Origin of the sequence: Modicisalibacter luteus DSM 23508 (assembly GCF_000378505.1) — a bacterium.
GTDB classification, from domain to species: domain Bacteria; phylum Pseudomonadota; class Gammaproteobacteria; order Pseudomonadales; family Halomonadaceae; genus Modicisalibacter; species Modicisalibacter luteus.
Genome location: NZ_KB900019.1, coordinates 1 through 9,838 on the forward strand (window position 1 = coordinate 1; position 9,838 = coordinate 9,838).

Genomic DNA, 9,838 nt, shown 5'->3' on the forward strand with positions numbered 1-9,838 from the left:
AAGTGGGCCAATGGCAAGGAAGATGCCCGAATCATCTTCGAGAGCCTTGCCAAGGCAGGGCCGGACTTTATTCACATCACCGAATATGATGCGACGCGCCCGGCTTTCGATGACGGAGAGACACTAACGGAGCTCGCCAAGCGCTACACTCACGTTCCCGTTATCGCCAATGGTCAGCTAGGTGAGCCGGCAAAGGCGGAAGAGCTCATCGCGAATGGCAAGGCCGACGTGATCACCTTGGGTAAATCAGCGTTGGCGAACCCTTCCTGGCCGAAGCGAGTGATGGAGGGTGAACCGGTTGAGGAATTTGACTTCTCTATCCTCCAGCCTCAGGCATACATCAAGGAACATGAACTCTAGAAGCTTCCTTGGCCGAGCAATCCTGTTCGGCCTTGGTCAAAGCCCAGAGGTAATCTCCTGTCCTGATGGGTAAGGATAGAGCAGGGCGGTGCTAATCGAGTTTCTCGATAAGTTTGTCAGAGATGTTCCGGATGGCCTGGGTATTAGCAGCTTCGCCAAAAGCACACAGTTCAGGGCGAGCCCGGTCGTTGCTTACTGTACCTATACGGCACCTCCGCTAGGTTCTTCAAGTCTGCCTTGTGCATTCGGGACTTCCTGCAGTGGTTCTGTTCTTCAGCTGGCTGGATTAATGCCGTTTGGCCTTCGGCAACGTAGCAGTCCATAGGTGGTCATTGCGGCAAGTAGAGAAAGCGTATACCACCTTCAACGTGTCATTGTGCGGGTGGGCATAGGGGCTGATTTCCAGTGTTGTACCCATGTTTGCGTGGCGCTCATGAAGGTCTTCGCCAGGGTGATATAGGATACCGCTATTCGGGCGCCTATCGCGGCTGCCCTTCGTTTGCGTACCCCGGGCGATCGTATTCAGGAATTTATCGGTGAGACGATTCTTCGACCAACTCGCTTAGCGCTGCTTCATTGCGCGCCGCTAGTATAGGAAATGGCTTTCGTACGGCTCTTCGCAGATCAGCGTAAGAGAAGGAAGGTGGCGATAAGAACAGGCTACTGTGCAAGCCGCTCTGATGCGAAGTCTTCAAGATGAAACACACCGCAGTAATGGGTATTTGGCTAGGAGGTCTCAGAAAGAATCTCTACGATGGGGCATTTGGGCACTTCCTCTCCGCTGCATTGGGCCGACATCTCTTTTAATGCATGTTGCATTTGGTGCAGGTCGTTTATCTTGCGCTGGATCTCATCGGCATGCCTGAGTGCAAGCTCCTGTACCTGAGCGCAGGTGGAATGCCCGCCATCAACCAATCGTAGAAGGTTTTGCACCTCTTCGAGCGTAAATCCCAGTTCGCGCGCTCGGCGGATAAACGTCAGCCGCGTGAGGTGGCGCTCTTCATAGCTGCGAAAGCCGTTCTCGCTTCGGGGCGGATTCGGCAGAAGCCCAATGCGCTCGTAGTACCGAACCGTCTCGATGTTGCAGCCGGCTCGTCTGGCTAGCTCTCCTCGGCGTAATGGCATGGCCTACCTCCCTCTTGATCCTGTAGTAACTACAGGGGCTACTGTAGAGCGAAATTTCCCCTGTGCAAGAGGATCACGATGGAAACCAGTAAAGACCAAACACTTAACCGAAGCGAGCAATCCACGCCGAGCCGATCAGGGCGCAAGGGTCTGCTGGCAAGCGGTAGTGTCATTGGCGCGACACTCGCATCCTCCTGCTGCATTCTGCCATTGGTGTTGCTCTCACTCGGCATTGGCGGGGCTTGGATGAGCAACCTCACGGCGCTTGAACCCTACCAGCCGGTTTTTCTTGTCTTCACCCTGGGCATGCTCAGCGTTGGCTTCTACACCGTCTACCGCAAGCCCAGGAACGCCTGCCGTGCCGATACTTGCAGCACAGATGGCTATTGCGGCACGCCGCTGGCAGAGCGTGTGATCAAGCTCGCCCTGTGGAGTGCGACGGCACTCGTCGTGTTGGCGCTCGCCTGGCCGTTTATCGCCCCGCTGCTCCTTGGCTAGATCATCCTTAATTTTCTGGAGCTTTTTCTTATGAAGATTCGCAACCTGATTGGCACGCTTGTGTTGTCCGTGGCGGGTATTGGCACGGCCTTCGCCGCTCAGCAGACCGTCACCCTGGCGGTTGACAACATGACCTGCTCGACCTGTCCCTACACCGTCAAGAAGGCGCTCAACCAAGTGCCCGGTGTGGAGAACGCCACGGTTTCCTACGAGGAAAAACGCGCCACGGTGACCTTCGAGGATACCGAGGCAAGCGAGGAGGACCTGACCGCCGCCACCACGAATGCGGGCTACCCGTCGCGCCTGGCCGCCGAGAGCGCTGAGAAGGCCCAGTAACCGTCACGCTCTCGTTCATCGAGGGCGGCGGATGCTGGGTGCAAGGACTATCGAGGAATTTCTATGCATACCACGATCACGATTACCGGCATGACCTGCGCGAGCTGCGCTGATTCGATCCAGGCAACGCTCAATGCGCTGCCCGGCGTCGAGGCCGAGGTTTCCTATGACCAAGGCCGCGCGGTAGTGACCCGCCCGGGCGAGGTGGGTACCGAGCGCCTGCTCGAGACGATCCGCGCCAAGGGCTACGGCGCCGAGCTGACGCAAGCCGCAGAGCGAACCGATGGTTCTCTTGGCAGTGAACAGGGGCTGCATATCGCCGTGATCGGCAGCGGGGGAGCCGCCATGGCAGCGGCGCTGAAAAGTGTCGAGCGGGGCGCTCGTGTCACCCTGATCGAGCAGGGCACCATCGGGGGCACCTGCGTCAACATCGGATGCGTGCCCTCCAAGATCATGATCCGCGCCGCGCATGTTGCCCATCATCGCCGCGAAAGCCCGTTCGATGACGGCATCACGGCGACGGCACCGACCATTGACCGTGGCCGTTTGCTGGCCCGGCAGCAGGGGCGCGTGGAAGAGTTACGTCACGGCAAATACGAAAGCATCCTGGAAGGCAACCCGGCCATCACGGTCATTCGCGGCAGGGCCCGCTTCCGTGATGCGCAGACCCTGATCGTTGACCAGGACGATGGCCGCGAGCGTGAAGTCGTCTTCGACCGTGCCTTCATCGGTACCGGCGCGCGTCCCGCCATACCGCCACTGCCGGGGTTGGCTGACACCCCCTACTGGACCTCGACCGACGCCCTGGCCAGCGACACCCTTCCCGAGCGCTTGGCGGTGATCGGGGCATCGGTGGTCGCGGTGGAACTGGCCCAAGCCTTCGCGCGGCTGGGTAGCAAAGTGACGATCCTGGCGCGTAGCCGCCTGTTCTCGCGTGAGGACCCGGCCATTGGCGAGGCCCTGGAAGCCGCTTTCCAGACCGAAGGCATCGAGGTATTACGCGGCGTCCAGGTCAGTCAGGTGATGCATGGCGACGGTGAGTTCGTGCTCACGACGGGCACGGGGGACATCAAGGGCGACAAGCTGCTGATCGCGACGGGCCGCACGCCCAATATCGAAACGCTGAACCTGGACGCCATCGGCGTTGAGACGGCTCACGGAGCGATTCTGGTTGATGATTCTCTGCGTACCACCGTGCCCGGCATCTATGCCGCTGGCGACTGCACCGACCAGCCGCAGTTCGTTTATGTCGCCGCCGCCGGCGGCAGCCGCGCCGCCATCAACATGACGGGGGGCGAGGCGCGCCTGGATTTAAGCGCCATGCCCGCGGTGGTCTTCACCGACCCGCAGATCGCTACCGTCGGTTTGTCCGAGGCCGAGGCCCAGGCCCAGGGATTCGCCACCGACAGCCGGACCCTGACCCTGGATAACGTGCCCCGTGCGCTGGTCAACTTCGAGACCGGCGGCTTCATCAAGATCGTCGCCGAGCGTGAAAGCGGACGGCTGCTCGGGGTCCAGGCTGTGACCGGCGAAGCCGGTGAACTCATCCAGACGGCGGTCATGGCCCTGCGTGCCCGGATGACCGTGCAGGAGATCGCCGACGAACTCTTCCCTTACTTGACCATGGTCGAGGGGCTCAAGCTTTGTGCCCAGACCTTCACCAAGGACGTCAAGCAACTGTCCTGCTGCGCGGGGTGATAAGCCTCGATGTGAAGGGGCCGATGCGCTTTGCCAAAGAACGGCAAAGCGCATCACTCGCTTGGGTTGAGCTTGAGCCTGTGACAACTACAGACCTACGTTGAACACAACGGGGTTTTTATCGGAGTCGCAAAAGGCAAGCTACCGAGCCGAGCCCGGCCCTCACTGTGCGGCAACACCCCTCAACGCATGCAGGATGCGACATGAGCAAGAAGTCCAGCAAACCGACCCTACCGATTGCCCTTTTTGCCGGGCTGCATCTGTTGTGCTGTGGCATTCCGCTTCTGCTGCTCTCGGGAGTGTCGCTCGCCTTTCTCGTCCCTAGCTGGCCGGGCGTGGGAAGCGTGGTCGCGGTTATCGGCGTGATCGGCTTCATCTGGCATCTCAAACGCGGCTGTGCCACCTGTCTACGCAATGAAGAGCGTTGTGCCATGGTCAGACCTGCGCGCCGGCCAGGTCGGGGGGGGAGAGAAAGCGACAAATAGCGTCCTCTGTGGCCTGGCACGCCTGCCTGTGGCTGGGCATCTCATCAGGAGGATGACAAGACGCTGCGTTGTGCAGGGAAGAGGCTTCCTTGCAGGGGCGATGAGTGAGCCTTGGGGCGTGCTTCAGCTTCACGAACACTACAAGGAGGACTAGAGATGACCAACCAACCGCTGGCAGGGCAACGGGCGCTGGTGACCGGAGCCAGTTCGGGCATTGGACGCGCCATTGCCTGCGCGTTTGCCGAGGCGGGCGCATCCGTCGTGGTGAACTATCGCTCCAGCCGTGAAGAAGCTGAGCAGGTCGCACGCGATATTCAGCAGCGCGGTGGCAAGGCGATTGCGGTCCAAGCCGATGTCTCCGAGCCGGAGGGCTGCGAAACCCTGTTTGGCGCGATCGAACGGGAACTGGGCGGGATTGATGTGCTGGTGGCCAATCTTCCTGGCTCATTCACGATGTCAGCCATCGCCGCGTGCGTGCGTGAGCGCGACCTGTTCCAATATTGTGTGGGTTGGATGTCCCGGTGCGTCGCGTGCGCTGCCCGGCCTGTGGTCCCCGACGAGAACGTATTGCCTGGCTGGCCGGACGCAGCCGCTGACCTGCGCCATGGTGAGCAGGGTCGAAACCTTGGTTCGACTCTTACCCATCAAACACGTGGCCGAGCTGGTGGGGCTTCACTGGCATACGGTCAAGGCTATTGATCATCGGCGCCTGCGTCGTGAGACAGCCCCGGCAGACCTGACCCGGGTGCGACATTTGATCATGGATGAGTTTGCCCTGCACAAGGGGCATCACTATGCCACGGTGGCTATCTGCGCCGACACCCAGCAAGTCCTGTGGATCGGCGAGGGGCGTTCACGCACTGCCGTACGCCCCTTCTTCGAGTGGCTGGGCAGGGACACCTGTCATCAGATAGAAGCGGTCGCCATGGACGTGAACATGGCAATGGACCTGGAAGCCAAGCAACACTGTCCGAATGCTCGGATCGTTTACGATCTGTTCCACGTGGTCGCCAAGTTCGGTCGCGAGGTGATCGACCGGGTGCGGGTCGATCAGGCCAATCGGCTACACGAGGACCGTGCTGGCCGGCGAGTGATCAAGCGCAGCCGCTGGCTGCTCCTGCGCAACCGCGCCAACCTGGCCCCTGAGCAGACCGTCAAGCTGGATGAACTGCTGGCCGCCAATGAGCCGCTGACCACGGTTTACCTGCTCAAGAGCCAGCTCAAGGAGCTATGGTACGCGCCCAGTGAAGCCGAGGCCCGCCGACGCTGGAAAGAGTGGTTTGGAATGGCCATCCTCAGTGGTCTCAAGCCGCTGATGGCCTTCGCCAAGCGCCTACGGCCTTACCTGGAAGGTATCGTTGCCAGTGCCCTTTATCGACTCAACACCAGCGTGCTTGAAGGGATGAATAACCGCATCAAGGTCATCAAGCGAATGGCTTACGGCTACCGGGACACGACGTACTTCTTTCTGAAGATCAAAGCCGCGTTCCCCGGCAGAATGCGATGAACCAAATTTGAGCCCCGTCGCTACCGAATGGTGGTCGATTACTCCTGGGTATCCACCAGCCAGCTTTCGACGGTTTCGTCGCCGAACTCTACTTTCCAGGCTTTCAGCTTCTTATGGTTACCACCACGAGTTTCGATTCGCTCGCCGGTATTAGGATTCTTGTAAATCTTGAGCTTGCGCTTGCGGCGTTGTGATGATTGCTCGGAAGCGGCTGCTTGAGCTGAAGGCTTAGAAGGATACAGTATTTCAATAACGCCTTTGGCATCCTTACCAAACTCATCCATCAGAGCTTGGAGCCTATCCAAAAATTCTTTTTCGCGGCGAAAGCGCTCGTCTCCTTCGATGCGCTTCATTTCTTCTTCGATCTGCTCTTTTTGGGCCTTCAGTTGGGTATATCGAGAAAGCATGTTCTGGCTCATGTCACGTCCTAGCAGGTGTAAAGTACAGCCGTTTTAGTATGCTTTTAAATAATACCATAAGAGGAAGCGTGAGTAATATTTTATACCGTTTTCATATATGAAAAAGAAGAAGGTTAGCTGGTGAATTTTTCATCTAGCAACCGCCTTGATGTTTAGGAAAACTGCTATGGATTGTTCATTTTTTGAGCAGCACCTAAGGCCCTGGTTATCCATCCCTATGCGACCTCCTTCCACAATCTCTGTGGATATCTGTAGAGGGCCTTAGATGCTATCCTCATAAAGAACATAGGGAACGGAATCCATAAATGAAGGGGATTAGCGGCAAGGCCTAGGAAATTACATGGATGTTTCTTTTGCTTTCAGTTATCTGGTGGGTAAGCCAAATACTATTAGGCGCAGGAATCATTACAGGGAACCAGGCATGGGCAGGCATTGCCGCCTGCGTTTTCGGGCTCGGATTGGGCATTGCGGGGTTCCGCATAACTCGTGACTGGAAAGTTGGCATACCCGCCTGTGTGGCCATGGCGAGTGCAATACTCCATCTAATTTACTGACTGAAAATAGCGCGCTTATGAGGTATATCGATTCAGGGGGATTGGATGCATCGACACGCCATTCTCCTGTGACAACGCCATTCAAAAGGGTGGTCAGACCTTCCCTTGTTTGCCATTTATGACTGACAGTTAATGATGAGAATCGATTTCCTCTAGCCTTGCTAATTCTAATAGCTTCCCACCGACGCGCTTCCTACGGCCGCCACAGGGTCGATTTGGCCGGCGTCATGGTCAGCTACAGCCATTATGCTGGGGCAGGCCCTTCCGATAGATTCCGGTCCATCGCAGGATTTAACAATGAAACGATGGTGCGTAGTAATAATGCTCGCCGCTGCGCTGCCGGCCTATGCCGATCACCACCGTTGCGATGTTCAGGGCACGCCGACCTTCCAAGACTTCCCGTGCGGGGAAGACCGCCCTGAGAGGAACCCCAGCGTCTCGATATTCAGGCGTGGTGAAAGTGCCAGCCGTCAGGCTATGCACTGAAAGCGGCAGAGCAGGCCGCTACGCAGCAGCGGATAGACGAAGCTATTAGCGCAAGATGCCTAACTCAGGGGTCGAATGAGTCAGACACGCGATGGATCTATGGCCCGCCTTATCTTATTAAATTGGATAGAGAGGGTTGCCGACGAAGGATTTGGAAAAACCCTGTTTATGCGGCGAGGGTGTGTAACAACACCATCGCAGAGGTTTATCACTGACTTAGGATCCTGCTGAGTTAACTGGGCTAAGGGCAGCAGAGCAGATATAAAAAGTTTATACCGCTTACATATATCTGGATATTTGTCCAGGCATGCCTCACACTAACAGTGTCATTAACTGTTAAGTGAAGAGAGCGTTATGCCTCAGACACAATATCAACTGCTGGCAGAACTCGAACGGCACTTCGACGACATCATCCATAAAACCGAGGCGCTCCTAGCGGTATATAAAGACCATCAAGGGGCGGCATGGGCGTTAAACGAGCCGACGCCGAATGCGGACTGGCTTCGCAGAGCGCTGTTCGACTTTTGGTATCTTGACGGTCAGGACGGTAGGGCGACACGTACCTACGTAGGGCTTATAGCGGCAGATAGTGTGCTTCTGGATGCGGTTGAGGAGTTGAACCTGGCCAAGGCAGCTTTTTCTGCCCAAATAGCTGAAATACAGGCCCGTAGTCCTGGCATGATCCCAGAATTGAAATCAATTCTCCCGTTTCGCCATCCAGCGTTGCACGATCACCTGCGCGGAAGCGGGCTGGCCCGACTTCATCTTAAGCAATGCTGGCGGCATGTTCCGGTTGCCGATGCCGAACTCACGCGCGTAAGGCTGGCCTGGTATAGCAGTGGCCGGTCCATCAAACGAGTCACGGTGGCCGAAGCCGAACAGATGCTTGAAAAGTACGATACCGAGGCGCAGCATATACAGATACAGATGCGCAAGCTTGCGGGCCTACCGAGCTTAGAACCACTCGCCAAGGTTCAGAAACAGGCGCCGCTAATGAGGGCAAATCTGTTCTTCCGTGAGGCACTGGAAGATGGACGGATGCGACGGGCGATGAATGTCGCACTGCCAGTTTTTATTCCATCGTCGGATGGTAGGCTGCCGGATTACAACATGGTGGCGCCGTTTCCGCCTGAGAAGCGCACGCGGGCAAAACGATCCGATGAGCGTCTTGAGGAAGAGCCGTTCTTGCCGAGTCTGCATATCTATCGCTATCGGTCGGTACCTCAATCCGTCAATGAGCCGACAGCGAAATAAGGTATCTCGGAGATATTGTTAGTTAGATCTCTTTTTCAGACAGCGCCTCAATTAGGCCTGGCGAGCCTGTCGCAGATTTATTTCATCGGCTTTCTTCGCGCAACGCTCGGCTTCGAGTGCCTCGCGACGTTTGCGAGTCTTTCCGGCACGCGATGGGGGCTGACAGATGCCACAGACAAAATCGTGTGATGGGGTGTGGGCATACGTCACGAACCGGCCACTACAGGAAGTGCATTTGTTGAGCTCAAGCATGTCATTTTCGAAAAAGCGCACCAAGGTCCAGGCACGCGTCAACCCAAGCACCGGCTCAGCATCTTCAAGGGCCAGCTGCTCCAGATAGAGACGAAACGCCCTGACGAATGCACTCATGCGCTCACAGCCATGATCTTCAACCAGCCGCTCATAAATATTGAAGAACAGCGATGAATGAATGTTCGGCAACCAGGTGATAAACCAGTCGGTGGAGAATGGCAGCATGCCCTTGGGCGGCGACATGCCGCGAACTTCCTTATATAGCTTGATGAGGCGCCCACGACTTAGATCGGTTTCGGTCTCGAGAACTTGCAGCCTGGCACCGAGTTCAATCAACTCGATAGCCATCTGGACCTGCTGCATTTCACTGACCAAGCTCTTCTCGGCCATGTCGAATTACCCAGCCAGAACGTTGGAGCGCGTCGACACCGAGGCCATCAGCAACGCCGCATGGGTCTGACCCAGACCCTGCTCTCGAGGATCGGTGGTAAGTCTCAGCAACTGCTCGGGATCATCAAAGCAAAGGCGACACAGCAATTGATTGGTTCGGGATAGCTGGCTTACAGTGCCTTTCAAAACCTACCTTGAAGCTTGTTCAGACAGATCAGCGAGCATCCCAGCAGCGTGAAGGCATAATGAATATCGACACGGCGCTCATAGCGTATAGCCAACCGCCTCATTCGCCCCAGCCAGGCAAAGGTCCGCTCGACAACCCAGCGATGGCGTCCGAGTCGTTGACCATCCTCCACGCCCCGGCGAGCAATGCGAGGCTGGATGCCGCGAGCCTGACATGACCGGCGGCAACGTCGGTGATCGTAAGCTTTATCTGCGTGAAGCTTTCGGGGACGGCAGCGCGGGCGTCCT

Annotated in this window: 12 protein-coding genes and 2 pseudogenes; 9 read left to right on the plus strand and 5 right to left on the minus strand. The window is 57.2% G+C overall.

Annotation, left to right across the window (positions count from 1 at the left end; translation table 11 throughout):
- Nucleotides 1–360, plus strand: a 360-nt coding sequence (locus F568_RS0121465) for an oxidoreductase (RefSeq protein WP_019018252.1), incomplete at its 5' end; no start/stop codon positions are given.
- 726 nt (nucleotides 361–1,086) lie between these two features.
- Here the strand turns inward: F568_RS0121465 and F568_RS0121470 are convergent.
- On the minus strand, nucleotides 1,087–1,485 hold the full coding sequence (locus tag F568_RS0121470) for a MerR family transcriptional regulator (protein WP_019020805.1): 399 nt from the start codon (nucleotides 1,483–1,485) through the stop codon (nucleotides 1,087–1,089).
- 78 nt (nucleotides 1,486–1,563) lie between these two features.
- Here F568_RS0121470 and F568_RS0121475 point away from each other — a divergent pair, with 78 nt between their 5' ends.
- From F568_RS0121475 to F568_RS23660, 6 genes and pseudogenes are all read left to right on the plus strand, one after another.
- The gene (locus F568_RS0121475; RefSeq protein ID WP_019020806.1) at nucleotides 1,564–1,983 is read left to right on the plus strand and encodes a mercuric transporter MerT family protein; all 420 of its coding nucleotides are present in this window, start codon (nucleotides 1,564–1,566) and stop codon (nucleotides 1,981–1,983) included.
- 30 nt (nucleotides 1,984–2,013) lie between these two features.
- Nucleotides 2,014–2,319 carry a mercury resistance system periplasmic binding protein MerP gene (gene merP, locus F568_RS0121480; protein ID WP_019020807.1) on the plus strand — a complete coding sequence of 102 codons (306 nt, stop codon included), beginning with the start codon at nucleotides 2,014–2,016 and terminating at the stop codon, nucleotides 2,317–2,319.
- Nucleotides 2,320–2,382: 63 nt separating this feature from the next.
- Nucleotides 2,383–4,017: a mercury(II) reductase gene (gene merA, locus F568_RS0121485; RefSeq protein ID WP_019020808.1), complete on the plus strand. Its 1,635-nt coding sequence runs from the start codon at nucleotides 2,383–2,385 to the stop codon at nucleotides 4,015–4,017.
- A 203-nt stretch (nucleotides 4,018–4,220) separates the two neighbouring features.
- Nucleotides 4,221–4,502, plus strand: coding sequence for a hypothetical protein (locus F568_RS0121490; RefSeq protein WP_019020809.1), 282 nt, complete (start codon nucleotides 4,221–4,223; stop codon nucleotides 4,500–4,502).
- A gap of 156 nt (nucleotides 4,503–4,658) precedes the next feature.
- Nucleotides 4,659–4,910 (plus strand): annotated as a pseudogene (locus F568_RS25980) (SDR family NAD(P)-dependent oxidoreductase); the annotation flags it as partial.
- A 66-nt stretch (nucleotides 4,911–4,976) separates the two neighbouring features.
- Nucleotides 4,977–6,009: pseudogene (locus F568_RS23660) on the plus strand (ISL3 family transposase); the annotation flags it as partial.
- Between the two features lie 38 nt (nucleotides 6,010–6,047).
- Here F568_RS23660 and F568_RS0121505 read toward each other — a convergent pair.
- A complete protein-coding gene (locus F568_RS0121505; protein WP_040476768.1) occupies nucleotides 6,048–6,428 on the minus strand; it encodes a histone-like nucleoid-structuring protein, MvaT/MvaU family in 381 nt (126 codons plus the stop codon).
- Between the two features lie 851 nt (nucleotides 6,429–7,279).
- On the opposite strand from F568_RS0121505, the gene F568_RS25335 reads away from it, so the two are divergent.
- Nucleotides 7,280–7,468 carry a hypothetical protein gene (locus F568_RS25335; protein WP_169338697.1) on the plus strand — a complete coding sequence of 63 codons (189 nt, stop codon included), beginning with the start codon at nucleotides 7,280–7,282 and terminating at the stop codon, nucleotides 7,466–7,468.
- A gap of 354 nt (nucleotides 7,469–7,822) precedes the next feature.
- The gene (locus tag F568_RS0121515) at nucleotides 7,823–8,722 is read left to right on the plus strand and encodes a hypothetical protein (protein ID WP_019020814.1); all 900 of its coding nucleotides are present in this window, start codon (nucleotides 7,823–7,825) and stop codon (nucleotides 8,720–8,722) included.
- Between the two features lie 51 nt (nucleotides 8,723–8,773).
- Here F568_RS0121515 and flhC read toward each other — a convergent pair whose 3' ends face one another.
- The 3 genes from flhC to F568_RS24710 all read right to left on the minus strand — a co-directional run.
- On the minus strand, nucleotides 8,774–9,364 hold the full coding sequence (flhC, locus tag F568_RS0121520) for a flagellar transcriptional regulator FlhC (protein ID WP_019020815.1): 591 nt from the start codon (nucleotides 9,362–9,364) through the stop codon (nucleotides 8,774–8,776).
- A 6-nt stretch (nucleotides 9,365–9,370) separates the two neighbouring features.
- Nucleotides 9,371–9,550: a flagellar transcriptional regulator FlhD gene (locus tag F568_RS24705; protein ID WP_268247068.1), complete on the minus strand. Its 180-nt coding sequence runs from the start codon at nucleotides 9,548–9,550 to the stop codon at nucleotides 9,371–9,373.
- Nucleotides 9,547–9,838 (minus strand): transposase (locus F568_RS24710; RefSeq protein ID WP_156817504.1); only part of this gene is annotated, 292 nt, incomplete at its 5' end. The genes F568_RS24710 and F568_RS24705, both read right to left, overlap by 4 nt.

Coding starts and splice junctions, on each gene's coding strand:
- F568_RS0121505 (WP_040476768.1), bottom strand. CDS start 6,428: ATGAGCCAGAACATGCTTTCTCGATATACCCAACTGAAGGCCCAAAAA.
- merA (WP_019020808.1), top strand. CDS start 2,383: ATGCATACCACGATCACGATTACCGGCATGACCTGCGCGAGCTGCGCT.
- flhC (WP_019020815.1), bottom strand. CDS start 9,364: ATGGCCGAGAAGAGCTTGGTCAGTGAAATGCAGCAGGTCCAGATGGCT.
- F568_RS0121515 (WP_019020814.1), top strand. CDS start 7,823: ATGCCTCAGACACAATATCAACTGCTGGCAGAACTCGAACGGCACTTC.
- merP (WP_019020807.1), top strand. CDS start 2,014: ATGAAGATTCGCAACCTGATTGGCACGCTTGTGTTGTCCGTGGCGGGT.
- F568_RS0121475 (WP_019020806.1), top strand. CDS start 1,564: ATGGAAACCAGTAAAGACCAAACACTTAACCGAAGCGAGCAATCCACG.
- F568_RS0121490 (WP_019020809.1), top strand. CDS start 4,221: ATGAGCAAGAAGTCCAGCAAACCGACCCTACCGATTGCCCTTTTTGCC.
- F568_RS25335 (WP_169338697.1), top strand. CDS start 7,280: ATGAAACGATGGTGCGTAGTAATAATGCTCGCCGCTGCGCTGCCGGCC.
- F568_RS0121470 (WP_019020805.1), bottom strand. CDS start 1,485: ATGCCATTACGCCGAGGAGAGCTAGCCAGACGAGCCGGCTGCAACATC.